Origin of the sequence: Streptacidiphilus anmyonensis, assembly GCF_000787855.1 — a bacterium.
GTDB lineage: Bacteria > Actinomycetota > Actinomycetes > Streptomycetales > Streptomycetaceae > Streptacidiphilus > Streptacidiphilus anmyonensis.
This window is the reverse complement of sequence record NZ_BBPQ01000115.1, coordinates 1-16,810: the sequence shown is the minus strand read 5'-3', so window position 1 is coordinate 16,810 and position 16,810 is coordinate 1. Positions and strand designations below refer to the sequence as shown.

Here is a 16,810-nt window from a genome sequence, read left to right as displayed (position 1 = left end):
TTTGTTGAGTACTTCTACTCATGCGTGCCCGGCGCCCGGCCACGACCCTGGGCGCATGGATTCGATGCGTGTCGCTCCCAGCCTGATGGATCGCTGGTGGAGCATCCCGCGCCCGAGGACGGTGTCGGATGTCGCGTCTGCCGTCGTGCTCTTCCTTGCGGAGGCGCTGGTCTGCCTCGGCGGGATGCGTCACTGGGCCCTGGGGCTCTTTGTGGCGTCCGCCGGCATCTTCCTGGGGGCTCTCGTCCGCCGCGCGCCTTTCACGGCAGCGGCGCACTATGTCATCGCCTTGTGCGTGGGCCTGGTGATGCTGCCTCAACATCCCCCCGCCGCGGCCGGTCCGGAACGGGTGCCCGACTACTCGACGGTGTGCCACTCGGATCAGCGCTGCGGCTGATCCCTGTCACGCCGGCCGAGGGGCCAGCGCACGACGAGCCACAGGACGATGCCTGTGAGGCAGCCGCTGGCGACCACGTCCCAGAGCCAGTGGTAGTTGCGCCAGATGAGGCAGAAGCCGACGCCCGCGCAGACGAAGGCCGTCGCCGGATAGACCAGGGGGCGCAAGCGCGGCCAGGCCGTGCACAGGATCAGAGCTGCCGTGCCCAGGCAGATCGACGCGGTGGCTGTGTGGCCCGAGGGAAACCAGCCCCAGTCGCCCGGGGCGACGGGTGCGCCCTCCGGGCCGGGGCGGCCGATGAGGATCTTGCCGGGGATCACCGTGCCGAACAGGGCCAGGGCGGCGAGCAGGGCGGTGGCCAGAGGGCGCCAGGAGCGGAGACGGACGGTCACCACGACGGTCACGGCCGTCAGGACTGCGCCCGAGTAGGTCGCCACGCCGAAGTCGGTCCAACGTTCGGCGAGGGTGTCGGTCCACGGCCACGGATCGGCCGCCACCCATCCCTGGACCGTGTCGCGGGCCCAGCGGTCGACGGCCAGCAGAGGGCCGTTCGTCAGGACCTGTTCCGTCAGGACGCCGAGGATCGCGAACAGCACGACCGGGAACCACACGGACGGGAGGAGCGTCCCGAAAAGGGCAGCGCGAAGCCGCCCCGGAGCAGGGGGGAGAGCTCCGGGGCGGCTGAGGTGATCGACGTTCCGCTTGGCCCGGGGGGTTTGAGCTCGGCGTTCAGTCGATCGGCTGAGGGGATCCGCGGGCGGATCCGAAGTGGTGTCCTCGGTGGTATCGCGCTTCTCCATCTGCTTTGACAGTACGTCACCGCGGCCTGGAGGGCGATCCGTCTCACCCACCCACCATCAGGTCCGCACACCTTCTTCACTCCCCCGGGGCAACGCCCGTGGGTGGTGCGAGAGTCGGTGCGAACGTCGCCGCGGGCACCGGCTCCGGCCTGGTGGCGGCGACGAGGCGCGAGCCCCACTTCGGGTCGTGGAAGACGTCGCGGAGCACGGTGACCAGGGTGCCCGTGTGCTCGGAGTGGACCATCGCGCCGTTGCCCAGATAGAGGCCGACGTGGTGGATCGGACCGCCCGGCTCGGCGAAGAAGAGCAGATCGCCGGGGAGCAGGTCCTCTCGCCGCTTGATCGGGCGGCCCTGGAGGGACTGGCCGCCGCTGAAGTGGGGGAGCGTGACGAAGCCCGCGCTCGCCTGGAACCAGGCGTAGCGGACCAGGCCGCTGCAGTCGAAGCCGATGGTGTGGTCGGCCGAGCAGGAGCCGTCGGGCAGGTAGCCGTTGACGCCGTCGCAGAAGCCCAGGGTCGGGCCGGTGAGGCTGCCGCCGCCCCAGGCGTAGGGAGTGCCGAGCTGGGCGAGGGCGACCTGTGCGGCCTGGAGGCCGCGCAGGCGCTCGCCGATGGTGGAGCCGGTGTCGACAGCGTGAGCGGCGTAGACGGGCATGAGCAGGCAGGTCGTGAAGGCCAGGACGAGCGCCGTGAGGAGGCGGGCGAGCCGGAAGGGGGACCACATGCGGGCGATGACTACCCCGATCGCCGCGCGTGCAACGGTCTGTCATGCACTGTGCCCCCGTCGGACGAACCGGCGGGGGCACAGCGAGGCACAGCGGGGTGGAGCAGGGTGGAGCGGGGTGGAGCAGGGATCAGAGCGCGGCGAAGGCGTTCTCGAGGATGTCGAGGCCCTCGACGAGCAGCTCCTGCGGCATGACCAGCGGCGGCAGGAAGCGCAGGACGTTGCCGTAGGTGCCGGCGGTCAGGACCAGCAGGCCCTGGTTGTGGCAGAACTTCGCCAGCGCGGCGGTCGCCTCGGGGTTCGGGTCCTTGCTGCCCGGCTTGACCAGCTCGATGGCGATCATCGCGCCGCGGCCGCGCACGTCGCCGATGACGTCGAACTTCTCGGCGAAGGCGCGCAGGCGGGTGAGCATGGTCTCGCCGATGGCCTGGGCCTTGGCGTTGAGGTCCAGCTGCTTCATGGTCTCGATCGAGCCCAGCGCGGCGGCGCAGGCGACGGGGTTGCCGCCGTAGGTGCCGCCGAGGCCGCCGGCGTGGGCGGCGTCCATGATCTCGGCGCGGCCGGTCACGGCGGCCAGCGGGAGGCCGCCGGCGATGCCCTTGGCGGTGGTGATCAGGTCCGGGACGATGCCCTCGTCGTCACAGGCGAACCACTGGCCGGTGCGGCAGAAGCCGGTCTGGATCTCGTCGGCGACGAAGACGATGCCGTTGGCGCGGGCGTACTCGACGATCGCCGGCAGGAAGCCCTTGGCCGGCTCGATGAAGCCGCCCTCGCCCTGGATGGGCTCGATCACGATCGCGGCGACGTTGTCGGCGCCGATCTGCTTGTTGATCATGTCGATCGCCTGGGCCGCGGCCTCGGCGGCGCAGTTCTCCGCACCGGTCAGCCAGCGGAAGGGGTAGGCCACCGGAACGCGGTAGACCTCGGGGGCGAACGGACCGAAGCCCTGCTTGTAGGGCATGTTCTTCGCGGTCATGCCCATGGTGAGGTTGGTGCGGCCGTGGTAGCCGTGGTCGAAGACCACGACGGCGGTGCGCTTGGTGTAGGCACGCGCGATCTTGACGGCGTTCTCGACGGCCTCGGCGCCGGAGTTGAACAGCGCGGTGCGCTTCTCGTGGTCGCCCGGGGTCAGCTCGTTGAGCTGCTCGGCGACGGCGACGTAGCCCTCGTAGGGGGTGACCATGAAGCAGGTGTGCGTGAACGCGGCCAGCTGCTGCGAGGCGCGCTCGACGACCAGCTCGGCGGCGTTGCCGACGTTGGTGACGGCGATGCCGGAGCCGAAGTCGATCAGGGAGTTGCCGTCGACGTCCTCGACGACGCCGCCACCCGCACGGGTGATGTAGACCGGCAGGGTGGTGCCGACACCGGCGGCCACCGCGGCGAGCTTGCGTGCCTGCAGCTCCTGCGACTTCGGCCCGGGGATCGCGGTGACGAGGCGGCGCTCCTGCGGGAGCGAGGGGCCGCCGGGAAGCTGAGCAGCGCTCATGAGATGGTCTCCCATGCGTTGTGGGTCGGGTCCGAAGTGGTTCCGACGGGGGCGAGGGGGGATCGTCCCCTTTGAGCAGGCTACGGCGGGGCTGGGGCGCGGGCATACGCCGAAGGGGAGTGATCCGCCCGTGGAGTTGTCCGGTGCGGACACTGATCATGATGCGTGTGCTTCCGCACGGGGAGCGGGTCCGCTCCACTAGATTGAGTGCTTCGAGGCGGGCTTGTGTGCGGGCGCAAGGGAGCGGGACGGCGATGTCACTCGACGGGCATACGGCACATCCCTCGGACGCCGCGATCCCTCCCATGCCGAGCGCGCCGCCGCGGGTACCCGCCCCTGGAGGGGCGGCGATTCCGCCGCAGTACGGCGCGGAGGGCGCGCACAGCGCGCAGGGCGGGGGATTCGACCTCGTCGGGTGGGTCTCGGCGAAGCGCCACCGGACGCCGGCCGGCGTCTTCGGCCTCGGCCCGGAACCCCGCCCGTCGGACGAGAAGACGCTCGCGGACGACGCGATCCCGGGGTGGAAGCTGTTGTTGCGGGCGGCGCTGAATTTCGTGGTCGCTCTGGAGCTGTACATGTGGCTGACCGGCGGGACGCTGGTCTGGGCATTGCGGTTCGTCTGGCCGAGCCTGATCAGCGCGGCCGGGAGGAACGAGTTCTGGGCGGTCACGCTTCTCTACTTCCTGTACCTGCCCCTCGCTCTCCTGCTTGTCTTCGTCTTCGGTCGGATGGGGCGTTGGAAGGCTGTCTGGCGTCGCTTCGGTTCGCCGCTCTGGGTCCAACTGCGCGCAGCCGGAGCGTCGGCGCCGACGGGGGCGCCACGCCGTGAGCCTTCCGAACAGCTCGACGTGTGGGCGCCGTTGCGGGCGGTGGCGGGGGTCGGGGCGTTGGGGTTGCTGGATTCGGAGACCGCGCAGGGGCGGGTCGGGGATGTGGACCACCAGCGGTTGCTGCGGGCGCTGGAGTGTGTGCGGCACGACCCCGCGCGGCTCGGGGCGCTGGTGGACGCGGTGCGGGAGTACGGCGCGGTCGCGTGTGCGCATCCGTCCGGGGCGCGGGATCTGCCCGGGAGGAGTCCGGCGAGCGATCTGCTGCTGCGTCAGCTCCGGTTGGGCGCCGCGGAGAACGTGCCGAAGAACCCTGCCGGGTACCGGGGCGCGGACGTCGCGCTCGATCCGCTGCTGCTCGGGACCTCGTTGCTGGCCGTCGGGCCGGCCGGGAGCGGGAAGACGACGCGGCTGACGCGTCCCGTCGCCGAGGCGCTGTGTCTGCAGGCGTTGACGGGGACCGCCGTCGTGGTCGTCGTCGGCGCGGCCGACGCCGATCTGGGGCCGGCGGCCTGGTACGACGTCGTGGTCGCGCCCGGCGATCCGGGGGCGCGGTACGGGCTGGACCTGTTCGGCGGCGCGCTGCACGCGGACGAGGCGGCGGCGCGGCTCGCGGACGCGCTGCTGCCCGACGAGTTGGCGCTGCGCACGGAGGCGGCGCGGCTCGCGCTCCAGCAGATCGTCGGCCCGTTCGAGGCGGGTTTCGGCCGGCTGCCCGGTGTGCGGGAGTTGGTGCTGCTGCTGCGCGGCGAGGAGCGTGCGTGGACGGGGCTGCTCGCCGCGGTGCGGGAGAGCGGCGCGCTCGAGCGGCACCAGCACGAGCTCGCCCAGCGCGAGCGGATGCACGGTCTCGCCGACGATCCGGGTGCGCTGCTCGCCGACCGGCTCGCGCTGCTGGACCGTCCCGTCTTCGCCCGCTGCTTCAACGCGTCGGCGGGCGACGCGGAGTCGCTGCCGCTGTTCGCGCTGCGCGCGCTCGACCACCCGCTGCGGGTGAGGATCGCGCTGCCGGACCACAGCCATCCCGAGGCGGCGCGGATCCTGGGCCGACTGGTGGTCGGCCAGTTCCTGCACGCGGCCGCGAGCCGCGCGGACCGCTCGCTCTTCGCCGGGCTGGTCGTCGACGACGCGTCGGCCGCGGTGGACACGCACGCGATTCGCGGCCTGCAACGCCTGCGGTCCGCGAACGGCGGCGCGGTGCTGGGGCTGCGGACGCTCGTCGACGTGCCCGAGTCGCTGCGGGCGCCGCTGTTCGGCGCGGTCGGCGGCCGGATGGCGTTCCCCGGCCTGGCGCCGTGGGACGGCAGGCTGTTCGAGGAGGCGTGGGGCACGGTCTGGGTCGACGAGCGGGACGTGACGCGCGCGGTGGACACCTCGGGAGGCATCGTCCGGCGTTCCCTGCGCGGGATGCGGGCCCTGCTGGAAGGGGAGCGGGCGCAGACGGAGAGTGTCACCACACGGAAGGTCGAGCGCCGTCGCTGGTCGGCGTCGGATCTGGCCCAGGTGCTGCCCCGCGGTCACGCGGTCGTCTCCCTGACCTCGGTGGACGGCACGCAGGTGCCGCCGCTGCTGGTGCGGCTGCCATGAGCGCGGCCGCCTCGGACGTGGCCTGGACGTGACGCGCGAGTAGCTGCGCCGCTGAGGCAGAATCGACGGAGAGGGCTTGGACGTGCCGTCCAAGCCCCGCGCCCGACCGGGGTGCCGCAACGAGGCGGCACGCCGCCGCCCCCGCTCCGTCGAAGGTGTCATGTCTCACGAGAAGCCTCCGCGCCCCGACGACGAGGTGCGGCACAGCAGTGTCACGGTGGCCTCCCTGGTCGCGATGCCGGGGCTGGGGCTCGTCGTGCGCGCGGGTGAGACCGCGCTCGAGCGGCCGGTCCGCTGGGTGCACACCAGCGAGCTGGACGACCCGGTGCCCTACCTCGAGGGCGGCGAGCTGCTGCTGACCACGGGGCTGAAGCTCGGCAAGGGCAAGGAGAAACTGCGCCAGTACGTCCACCGGCTGGCGGACGCGGGCGTCGCGGGTCTGGGCATCGGGGTGGGGCTGACCTACGACGAGGTGCCGCAGACGCTGGTCGACGCTGCGGCCGAGCGCTCCCTGCCGCTGCTGGAGGTGCCGCAGCCGACGCCGTTCATCGCGATCAGCAAGGCGGTCACGGCGGCTCTCGCCGCCGAGCAGTACAAGGCGGTCACCACCAGCTTCGAGGCGCAGGAGGAGCTGACCCGCGCGGCTCTCGGCAAGGACGGCACGACCGCCGTCGTCGCGAGGCTCGCGGCCCGGCTCGGCGGCTGGGCGGCGCTGTACGACGCGACCGGCGGGGTGGTCGTCGCCGCTCCGGACTGGGCCGCGCGCCGGGCCGGCCGGCTGCGGCCCGAGGTGGAGCGGCTGCGCGGCCAGTCCGCGCCCGCGAGCATGGCGCTCCAGGGGGACACCCCCGACACACAGGACTACGTCGTGCTCCAGTCGCTCGGCGCGGACCGCCGCGCCCGCGGCTTCCTCGCCGTCGGCACCGAGGACCGGCTGACCTCCGGCGAGCGCTATGTCGTGAACGCCGCCGTCGCCCTGCTGACGCTGACCCTGGAACGCTCGCGGGACCTGCGCCGCGCCGAGGACCGGATGCGGACGGCGCTGCTGCGCCTGGTCCTGGCCGGGGAGACGGTGATCGCCAAGGAAGTGGCCGGCGCGCTGCTGGGCGGGCTGCCGCAGGGCCCCGTGCGGGTGCTGATGGCCGAGGGCGGCGAGCTGGCCGAGCTCGGCGACCGCGCCGAGCAGGCCGCGGCGCGCTCCGGCGAGCCGCTGCTGCTCGCCCCGGAGGGCGAGCGGCTGGTGCTGGTGGCCGTGGACGGCGGGATGGTGCACCAGGTGTGCACGGATCTCGCGGGGGACCTGGAGACGGTCGCGGTCGGGATCTCCTCCCCGACGACGCTGGAGTCGGCGGGGTCCGCGGCGGCGGAGGCGGAGCGCGCGCTGGCGGTGGCGCTGCGCAGCGGCCGCAGGAGTGTGGACCACGCGGAGGTCGGTGCGGGCTCGCTGCTGCCGCTGCTCGGCGAGGAGGCCGTCCAGGCGTTCGCGGAGGGCCTGCTGCGGCCGCTGCGCGAGCACGACCGCACCTCGCGCGGCGATCTGGAGGCGAGCCTGCGCGCCTGGCTCTCCCGCCACGGCCAGTGGGACGCGGCGGCCGCGGACCTCGGTGTCCACCGGCACACGCTGCGGTACCGCATGCGGCGGGTGGAGGAGCTGCTGGGGCGCACGCTGGACGACGCGGACGTGCGGATGGAGCTGTGGATGGCGCTGCGCGCCTCCGGCGAGTGACCGGGCCCGGTCGAGGTGGCCGCGGTGTCGAGTTCGGCGCCCGGGTCTCGTACGTTCCGGACAAGTGGAACAGGTGGTCTCCGGCCTACCGTTGGGGCTGAAGAGTCCTGGATTTGACGACGGAAGGGCCGGTGACCGCGGTGACCACCACCTACGCATTCTGGCTGGCGGGGCGGCAGGAGACCGGCCCCGAGACGCTGGACGTGCACCACCCCTATGACGGGCGGCTCGTCGCCAAGGTGAGCATCGCCAGTGACGCGCAGGTCGAGGAGGCCGTCGCGGCCGCCTACGCGGTGAAGGACGAGTTCGCCGCCACCCCCGCGTACCAGCGTGCCGCCGCGCTCGACCACGTCGCGAAGCGGCTGGCGGAGCGCACCGAGGAGATCGCGCAGCTGATCACCGCCGAGAACGGCAAGCCGATCAAGTGGGCGCGTGGTGAGGTCGGCCGCGCGGTGAGCGTCTTCCGCTGGGCCTCGGAGGAGGCGCGCCGCTTCAACAGCGGTGAGGGCCAGCGTCTGGACACCGACGCCGGCGGCACCGGCCGTCTCGGCTTCGTGCGCCGCTTCAACCGCGGCGTGGTCCTCGGCATCGCGCCGTTCAACTTCCCGCTGAACCTGGTCGCGCACAAGGTCGCCCCGGCGATCGCCGTCGGCGCGCCGATCATCCTCAAGCCGGCTCCGGCGACGCCGGTCTCCGCGCTGATCCTGGGCGAGATCCTGGCCGAGACCGACCTCCCGGCCGGTTCCTGGTCCGTGCTGACCGTCCCGAACGACCGGATGCCGGCGCTGGTGCAGGACCCGCGTCTGCCCGTCATCTCGTTCACCGGCTCGGACAAGGTCGGCTACGCGATCCTCGACTCGGTGCCGCGCAAGCACGTGACCCTGGAGCTGGGCGGCAACGCCGCCGCGGTCGTGCTCGGCGACTGGAACTCCGAGGCGGACCTGGACTGGGCCGCGACCCGCATCGCGACCTTCGCCAACTACCAGGGCGGCCAGTCCTGCATCTCCGTGCAGCGCGTGATCGCCGACGCGTCGATCTACGACCGCCTGGTCGAGAAGGTCGTCGAGAAGGTCGGCACGCAGGTCACCGGTGACCCGACCGACGACGCCGTCGACGTCGGCCCGCTGGTCAGCGAGGACGCCGCCAAGCGCGTCGAGGCGTGGGTGGACGAGGCCGTGAACGCGGGCGCCAAGCTGCTCGCCGGCGGCAAGCGCGAGGGCGCGAGCTACGCGCCGACCGTGGTGGCCGAGCTGCCCGGCGGCGTGACGCTGGCGACCGAGGAGGTCTTCGGCCCGGTCCTGTCGCTGCAGAAGGTCGACGGCGTGGACGAGGCGTTCGCGGCCGTCAACGACTCGAAGTTCGGTCTGCAGACGGGCGTCTTCACGCACGACGTGCAGGTGGCCTTCCGCGCCCACCGGGAGCTGGAGGTCGGCGGTGTGGTGATCGGCGACGCGCCGTCCTACCGCGCCGACCAGATGCCGTACGGCGGCGTGAAGGACTCCGGCGTGGGCCGCGAGGGCGTCGCCTACGCGATGGCCGACTACACCTACGAGCGCGTGCTCGTGCTCACCGGTCTGGCCCTGTAGAACGTCTCACCCCTGGTGACCATGGGGGCACTCAGCGTACGGTCGGAAGAAGATACTGGCAGGTATCCCACCGTGAGGTGATGCCACATGTCCGGCTCCGTCCCTCAGCGCTCCGCTCTTCAGCCTGACGCTCCCAAGGTCACCGAACGCGAGGCCCGTCGCGTCGCGGAGGAGGCCCGGGAACAGGACTGGCGCAAGCCCAGCTTCGCCAAGGAACTGTTCCTGGGCCGTTTCCGTCTGGACCTGATCCACCCGCACCCGCTGCCCGACGAGGGGGCGGAGCTGGAGGGCGCGGAGTTCCTGGCGCGGCTGCGCGCCTTCTGCGAGACGAAGCTCGACGGGGCGGTCATCGAACGGGATGCGAGGATCCCGGACGAGGTGGTCAGGGGTCTCCAGGAGCTCGGCGTCTTCGGGATGAAGATCGACCGCGAGTACGGCGGGCTCGGTCTCACCCAGGTGCACTACAACCGGGCGCTGACCCTGATCGGCAGCGTCAGCCCGGCCGTCGCGGCGCTGGTCTCCGCGCACCAGTCGATCGGCGTGCCGCAGCCGCTGAAGCTCTTCGGCACGCCCGAGCAGAAGCGGGCGTTCCTGCCGCGCTGCGCGACCACCGACATCACCGCGTTCCTGCTGACCGAGCCGGACGTGGGCAGCGACCCGGCCCGCCTCGCGACCACCGCCACGCCGAGCGAGGACGGCTCCGAGTACGTCCTCGACGGCGTGAAGCTGTGGACGACCAACGGCGTCATCGCGAACCTGCTCGTGGTCATGGCCAGGGTGCCGAGGTCGGAGGGGCACCGGGGCGGCATCACCGCCTTCGTGGTGGAGGCCGACTCGCCCGGTCTGACGGTGGAGAACCGCAACGCCTTCATGGGCCTGCGCGGCATCGAGAACGGGGTGACCCGCTTCGACGGCGTCCGCGTTCCGGCGGGGAACCGGATCGGGGGCGAGGGGGAGGGCCTCAAGATCGCGCTGACCACGCTGAACACCGGGCGGCTCTCGCTCCCGGCGATGTGCGTGGCGGCGGGCAAGTGGTGCCTGAAGATCGCCCGGGAGTGGTCGGCCGAGCGCGAGCAGTGGGGCAGGTCGATCGCCGCGCACGAGGCGGTCGCGACCAAGATCTCCTTCATCGCCGCGACCACCTTCGCGCTGGAGGCCGTGGTCGAGCTGGCCGGCCAGATGGCCGACGAGGACCGCAACGACATCCGGATCGAGGCCGCCCTCGCCAAGCTCTACGGCTCCGAGATGGGCTGGCTGATCGCCGACGAGCTGGTGCAGATCCGCGGCGGGCGCGGCTACGAGACGGCGGCCTCGCTGGCCGCGCGCGGGGAGCGGGCGGTCCCGGCCGAGCAGGTGCTGCGCGACATGCGGATCAACCGGATCTTCGAGGGCTCCACCGAGATCATGCACCTGCTCATCGCCCGCGAGGCCGTGGACGCCCACCTCAAGGTCGCCGGTGACCTGATCGAGCCGGAGGCCGACCTGCGCCGCAAGGGCCGCGCCGCCGCCAAGGCGGGTGCGTTCTACGCGGCGTGGCTGCCCAAGCTGGTCGCCGGACCGGGCCAGGTGCCGACCTCCTACCGCGAGTTCCACCGGCCCGGCCACCGCGACCTCTCCGCCCACCTGCGCTACGTCGAGCGCAGCGCGCGCAAGCTGGCCCGCTCCACCTTCTACGGGATGTCGCGCTGGCAGGGCCGGATGGAGACCAAGCAGAGCTTCCTGGCCCGGATCGTCGACATCGGCGCGGAGCTGTTCGCGATGAGCGCCGCCTGTGTGCGGGCCGAACTGCTGCGTACGACGGAGGGCCCGGACGCCGGGCGCGCGGCCTACGAGCTCGCCGACGTCTTCTGCCGGCAGGCGCGGCTGCGCACCGAGGAGTTGTTCGGGCGGCTCTGGGAGAACAGCGACGACGCCGACCGGCGCCTCGCCAAGGCCGTGATGACGGGTCGTTACGGCTGGTTGGAGGAGGGGGTGCTGGACCCTTCCGGCGAGGGAGCGTGGATCGCGGAGGCAGCGCCCGGCCCGGCCGAGCGCCCCAATGTGCACCGTCCGATCGGGGGTTGACGGGGTAACGGACGAGACACGCGGTTGGGGAGATCCGTTGACGGTGATGCACCCTTGACGCACCTGACGCGCGCTCACCACTACGATGCGCACTGGCGTGCGAGAAGAGGAGCTGCCACCGGGGGCTCGCACGCCAGGGCGTAAGTGTTCGCGCGCAAGGCTCCCGGTGTTTCGACGACGAGGAGCAGGTCCAGCGTGAGTTACCCGCCGTACGGGCAGAACCCGCAGCAGCCGCCCGGAGGCGGCAATCCGGCGCAGCCGCCGTACGGCGGCCCGCGGCCGCCCCAGGGCTACCCCCCGCAGCAGCCTGCCGGCTACCCCCGGCCGCCGCAGCAGGGTTACCCGCCGCAGCCGCCCCGTCCGCAGCCCCCGCAGGGCCCGAACCCGTACCCGTACGGAGCTCCGCAGCCGCAGCCCCCGCAGCCGCAGCCGCCGCAGGGTCCGAACCCGTACGGCGCCCCCCGACCTCCGCAGGGTCCCAACCCCTACGGAGCGCCGCAGCCCCCGGCCGGCTACCCGCAGCAGCCCCGGCCGCCGCAGCAGCCGCCCTTCGGAGGCGGACCGGGCGGACCGGGCGGCCCCGGCGGACCTGGCGGCCCTGGCGGCTTCGGGCCGGGCGGGCCCGGCGGACCGGGGGCTCCGTATGGCGGCCCCGGCGGTTCCGGGGGTGGGCCGCGTCGTAAGCGCGGGATGGTCATCGGCGCCGCCGTCGTCGCGCTCGCCGTCGTCGTCACCGTCGTCGTGGTCGCCTCGCACGGGGGCAAGAACGGCAAGGGCGGCAGCAGCGACTCCGCGAGCGGCGGCACCATGGCCGCGCCGGCCAACGGCAAGACCTGGAACCCGCCGTCCTGGGCCGATCCGGCCAACGACATCGGTCCCGCGAACCCGAAGACGGTGGTGACCGGCCAGGTCTGGTTCGCCAAGGCCAAGCCGCAGAACCTCGCGCAGTACGCGCAGGAGGTCGGCACGCCCGGCGACCCGAACTACCACAAGTTCCTGAGCCCCGACGCGTTCTCCACCACCTTCAGCACCGGCCAGGGCGCCGGTCAGGCGGTCAGCCAGTGGGTCCAGCAGGACGGGATGAAGATCGTCAGCCAGGACTCGGAGTCGATCGTGGTCTCCACGACGATCGCCAAGGTCGAGGACGCCCTGAAGGTCCAGATCCACCGCTACAAGCACGACGGCCGCGTGGACATCGCGCCGACGACGCAGCCGCAGTACCCGCAGAACGTCGGCGACTACGTCTCGGCGGTCACCGGTCTCACCACCTCCAGCCCCGTCGGCCGCGGCGGCATGTTCGTGGCCGCCGACAACCCCGAGTGCAGCAGCTTCTACGGCCAGCGCCCCTCCGGTCTGCCGGACGGGCCGGACGGGCCGTCCTCGCAGCCGCTGTGCGGCTACACGGCGAAGCAGCTGCGCGCCGCCTACGGCGCGAGCGCCAGCGGCATGACCGGCCAGGGCGTCACCGTGGCCGTCGTCGACGCCTACGCGTCGCCGACGATCGTGCAGGACGTCGACCGCTGGTCCCAGGAGATGGGCCTGCCGCAGCTGAAGCCGGGTCAGTTCACCCAGCACATCCCGCAGTCCTACGACCCGGGCAAGACGACGGCGTCCGACGCGTCGGGCTGGTGGGGCGAGGAGACGCTCGACGTCGAGGCCGTGCACGCGATGGCGCCCGACGCGAAGATCGTCTACTACGGCGCCGAGTCGGAGACCAACGCGGACTTCTTCCAGGCCTTCCAGGAGATCATCTCGAAGCACACCGCGGACGTCGTCTCCAACTCCTGGAGCGGCCCGGAGCTCGGCACCGACCAGAGCTCGATCGCGGCCGCCCAGCAGATCTTCCAGCAGGGCGCGGTCGAGGGCATCAACTTCAACTTCTCCACCGGCGACTCGGGCGACTTCACCGCCGGCGACCGGCAGAAGATGCCGAACCCGTCGGTGGGCTACCCCGCCTCGGACCCCTGGGCGACCGGCGTGGGCGGCACCACCCTGGGCACGGACGCCGCGGGGAACTACAAGTTCGAGACCGGCTGGGGCGCCATGGACTACCCCGGCACCGGCGGCGGCTGGGCCTCGCAGGGCACCTTCGACGGAGCCGGCGGCGGCGGCGTCAGCCAGATGTTCCAGCAGCCGCCCTACCAGGTCGGCGTGGTCCCCGACGGGCTCGCCAAGCCGGACGGCCAGGGCCACCGGGTGCTGCCGGACGTGGCGATGGACGCGGACTCGTGGACCGGCATGGACGTCGGCATGACGGTCGGCAACGCGGTCGCACGGCAGACCTCCGGCGGTGTGGTCTACGACCTGAGCGGCGGCGTCTGGAAGGACGAGACCATCGGCGGCACCAGCCTCGCCTGCCCGCTGTTCAGCGGGATGGAGGCGCTGGCCATCCAGAGCTCCGGCTCCGCACTGGGCTTCGCCAACCCGGTCCTGTACAAGCAGTTCAACTCGCCGAGCTTCCACGACGTCAAGCCGAACCCGCTGGGGGGCCACGAGCCGAGCTTCGCCTACAACGGCGACCAGGGCCCCGTCCTGGTCCGCGAGGACGAGGACACGAGCCTGAAGACGACGGACGGCTACGACGACACCACGGGCATCGGCAGCCCGGCCGAGGGGTTCATCACCTGGTTCAAGGACCACCCGACCGGCCAGTGACCAGCGGTCACGACGCGGACCGACCCTCCACGCAGCTGCCCCCGGCGCACCCCGGCGCCGGGGGCAGGCGCGTCTGTGACAGGAGACCCCGCGAGGGCGCTGCGGCCCCGGGGCGCCCCCGGCCCGTGGAGAGTCCGACGACGCCGACCACCCACGGGTGCTCGGCGGCTCGGCCGGACAGGACAGAATGGCCCCATGACACTTCTCGCCGACCCGCATCTGCGCTTCGAGCCCGTCGTCGCCGACCCCGAGGGGCCCCGGGAGCTGGTGATCCTGGGATCGACCGGTTCCATCGGGACCCAGGCCATCGACATCGTGCTGCGGAACCCCGACCGCTTCAGGGTCGTGGGCCTGTCCGCCGCCGGGGGACGGGTCGCGCTGCTCGCCGAGCAGGCGGTGCGGCTGGGCGTGAAGGTCGTCGCCGTCGCGCAGCCGGAGGCGGTCGCGCCGCTCAGGGAGGCGCTGGCCGCCGCCGCGCCGAAGGGCGCGCCGCTGCCCGAGGTCCTCGCCGGGCCGGACGCCGCGACCGAGCTGGCGGCGAGGGAGTGCCACTCCGTACTGAACGGCATCACCGGCTCCATCGGCCTGCGGCCGACGCTCGCCGCGCTGCGCGCCGGGCGGGTGCTGGTCCTGGCCAACAAGGAGTCGCTGATCGTCGGCGGCCCGCTGGTGAAGGCCCTGGCCGCGCCGGGGCAGATCGTGCCGGTGGACTCCGAGCACACCGCGCTGTTCCAGGCCCTCATGTCGGGCTCTCGCCGCGAGGTCCGCAAGCTCGTGGTGACCGCCAGCGGCGGTCCGTTCCGCGGCTGGAGCCGCGAGAAGCTGGCCGGGGTGACCAAGGAGCAGGCGCTCAACCACCCGAACTGGGACATGGGCCCGGTCATCACGATCAACTCGGCGACCCTGGTCAACAAGGGCCTGGAGGTCATCGAGGCGCACCTGCTCTACGACATCCCGTTCGAGCGGATCGAGGTCGTCGTCCACCCGCAGTCGGTCGTCCACTCGATGGTGGAGTTCGTCGACGGCTCGACGCTGGCCCAGGCGAGCCCGCCCGACATGCGGATGCCCATCTCGCTCGGCCTCGGCTGGCCCGACCGGGTGCCGGACGCCGCGCCGGGCTGCGACTGGACCAAGGCCGCGACCTGGGAGTTCTTCCCGCTCGACACCGAGGCGTTCCCCTCGGTCGGGCTCGCCCGCGAGGTGGGGGAGCTGGGCGGCACGGCGCCCGCCGTCTTCAACGCCGCGAACGAGGAGTGCGTCGAGGCGTTCCTCCAGGGCAGGCTGGCGTTCACAGGGATCGTGGATACGGTGGCCAAGGTGGTCTCCGAGCACGGCACCCCGGCGCCGGGAACTTCGTTGACCGTCGAGGACGTCCTGGCTGCGGAGGGCTGGGCGCGCGCCCGTGCCCGCGAGATCGCCGCGGGCTGACCGCGGACGCGGCATGATGTTGGTCGGGGTGGCCGCAGCGGCGGCCGGCATGGAACCAAGAGGAGCAGACGCACGATGACGACACTGATGACGATCCTGGGCATCGTGATCTTCGTGCTCGGCCTGCTCTTCTCCATCGCCTGGCACGAGCTGGGCCACCTCAGCTGGGCCAAGATCTTCAAGGTCCGGGTGCCGCAGTACATGGTCGGCTTCGGGCCGACGATCTGGTCGCGCAAGAAGGGCGAGACCGAGTACGGCATCAAGGCCATCCCGCTCGGCGGCTACATCCGCATGATCGGGATGTTCCCCCCGGGCCCGGACGGCAAGGTCGTCGCCCGCTCCACCTCGCCCTGGCGCAGCATGATCGAGGACGCGCGCGAGCAGTCCTACGAGGAGATCCTGCCGGGCGACGAGACACGGCTGTTCTACACCCGCAAGCCGTGGCAGCGGGTCATCATCATGTTCTTCGGCCCCTTCATGAACCTGATCCTGGCCGTCGTGCTGTTCCTGGTCGTGCTGATGGGCTTCGGCGTGCCGCAGGCCCAGCCGACGATCTCCTACGTCACGCAGTGCGTGGTCGCCAGCAACTCCAGCGCGGCCACCAGCGACACCTGCCCGAAGGGCGCCCCGGAGAGCCCGGCCGCGAAGGCGGGACTGAAGGCCGGCGACACCATCACCTCGTTCAACGGCGTCGCCATCACCGGCTACGACCAGCTCCAGAACGAGATCCGCAAGCACCCGGACGACCAGGTCACCCTCGGCGTCAGGCGCGGCGGCCAGACCTTCACCGTCCCGGTCACGCTGACCAGGAACAACCTGTACGGGCTGGACTCCAACGGCAACCCGACCACGCAGATCGTCCACGCGGGCTTCCTCGGCATCCAGCCGATCCAGCCGACCACGCAGCTCGGCCTCGGCGAGAGCCTGGACAAGATGTCGGGCATCGCCAAGCAGGGCGCCTCCTCGATCGTCTCGCTGCCCTCGAAGATCCCCGGCCTGTGGGGCGCGGCCTTCGAGGGCAAGAAGCGCTCGCTGGACTCGCCGGTCGGCGTCGTGGGCGTGGCCCGGGTCGGCGGCGACGTGCTGGCCATGCACGCGCCGGCGAGCGCGCGGATCGCGACCATGCTGCAACTGCTGGCCGGGCTGAACCTCTCGCTCTTCCTGCTCAACATGCTGCCGCTGCTGCCGCTCGACGGCGGGCACATCGCGGGCGCGCTCTGGGAGGCCGTGCGGCGGCAGTTCGCGCGCCTGGTCAAGCGCCCCGACCCGGGGCCCTTCGACGTCGCCAAGCTGATGCCCGTGGCCTATGTGGTCGCCGGGATCTTCCTCTGCTTCACCGTGCTGGTGATGATCGCCGACGTGGTGAACCCCGTGCAGCTGGGTTGACCCCCGGCAGCGGCGACGGCCGTTAACCGGAGCGTTCAGAAGCGTCGGGTAACGTTGGGTCGGGTGCGCCGACGGGTACCGCGCGCGCCCGGCTGGCCTGGAGTGACCGGGCAGCCGCCGCCTCACTGTGGGGATTACGCAAGC

11 protein-coding genes are annotated in these 16,810 nt (G+C 72.3%); 8 read left to right on the top strand and 3 right to left on the bottom strand.

The features are described from left to right. Positions 1 to 55: 55 nt before the first annotated feature. Positions 56 to 397 (top strand): hypothetical protein, encoded by a 342-nt coding sequence (locus TR50_RS40810; RefSeq protein ID WP_042435178.1) that lies wholly within the window; start codon positions 56 to 58, stop codon positions 395 to 397. Here TR50_RS40810 and TR50_RS40805 read toward each other — a convergent pair. The 3 genes from TR50_RS40805 to gabT all read right to left on the bottom strand — a co-directional run bounded on the left by TR50_RS40805 (position 382) and on the right by gabT (position 3,407). Continuing rightward, entirely contained in the window at positions 382 to 993 is a 612-nt protein-coding gene (locus TR50_RS40805) for a phosphatase PAP2 family protein (RefSeq protein ID WP_236654805.1), read from the bottom strand. The two genes, TR50_RS40810 and TR50_RS40805, sit on opposite strands and share 16 nt — an antisense overlap. Positions 994 to 1,273: 280 nt before the next feature. Continuing rightward, the gene (locus tag TR50_RS43430) at positions 1,274 to 1,921 is read right to left on the bottom strand and encodes a C40 family peptidase (RefSeq protein WP_052441875.1); all 648 of its coding nucleotides are present in this window, start codon (positions 1,919 to 1,921) and stop codon (positions 1,274 to 1,276) included. Between the two features lie 130 nt (positions 1,922 to 2,051). Beyond that, positions 2,052 to 3,407, bottom strand: coding sequence for a 4-aminobutyrate--2-oxoglutarate transaminase (gabT, locus tag TR50_RS40795; RefSeq protein ID WP_042435172.1), 1,356 nt, complete (start codon positions 3,405 to 3,407; stop codon positions 2,052 to 2,054). Positions 3,408 to 3,712: 305 nt separating this feature from the next. Between gabT and TR50_RS40790 the strand changes: the two genes are divergently transcribed. The 7 genes from TR50_RS40790 to TR50_RS40755 all read left to right on the top strand — a co-directional run bounded on the left by TR50_RS40790 (position 3,713) and on the right by TR50_RS40755 (position 16,666). Next, positions 3,713 to 5,821 (top strand): hypothetical protein, encoded by a 2,109-nt coding sequence (locus tag TR50_RS40790; RefSeq protein WP_052441874.1) that lies wholly within the window; start codon positions 3,713 to 3,715, stop codon positions 5,819 to 5,821. 160 nt (positions 5,822 to 5,981) lie between these two features. Continuing rightward, entirely contained in the window at positions 5,982 to 7,547 is a 1,566-nt protein-coding gene (locus TR50_RS40785) for a PucR family transcriptional regulator (RefSeq protein ID WP_042435158.1), read from the top strand. Positions 7,548 to 7,687: 140 nt separating this feature from the next. After that, positions 7,688 to 9,133: an aldehyde dehydrogenase family protein gene (locus tag TR50_RS40780; RefSeq protein ID WP_042435189.1), complete on the top strand. Its 1,446-nt coding sequence runs from the start codon at positions 7,688 to 7,690 to the stop codon at positions 9,131 to 9,133. Positions 9,134 to 9,220: 87 nt separating this feature from the next. Continuing rightward, entirely contained in the window at positions 9,221 to 11,197 is a 1,977-nt protein-coding gene (locus TR50_RS40775) for an acyl-CoA dehydrogenase family protein (protein ID WP_042435155.1), read from the top strand. A 195-nt stretch (positions 11,198 to 11,392) separates the two neighbouring features. Further along, positions 11,393 to 13,852: a S53 family peptidase gene (locus TR50_RS40765; RefSeq protein WP_162484986.1), complete on the top strand. Its 2,460-nt coding sequence runs from the start codon at positions 11,393 to 11,395 to the stop codon at positions 13,850 to 13,852. Between the two features lie 195 nt (positions 13,853 to 14,047). Then, positions 14,048 to 15,280, top strand: a complete 1,233-nt coding sequence (gene dxr, locus TR50_RS40760; protein ID WP_042435152.1) for a 1-deoxy-D-xylulose-5-phosphate reductoisomerase — start codon at positions 14,048 to 14,050, stop codon at positions 15,278 to 15,280. 75 nt (positions 15,281 to 15,355) lie between these two features. Then, positions 15,356 to 16,666 carry a M50 family metallopeptidase gene (locus TR50_RS40755; protein WP_042435149.1) on the top strand — a complete coding sequence of 437 codons (1,311 nt, stop codon included), beginning with the start codon at positions 15,356 to 15,358 and terminating at the stop codon, positions 16,664 to 16,666. Positions 16,667 to 16,810: the final 144 nt, after the last annotated feature.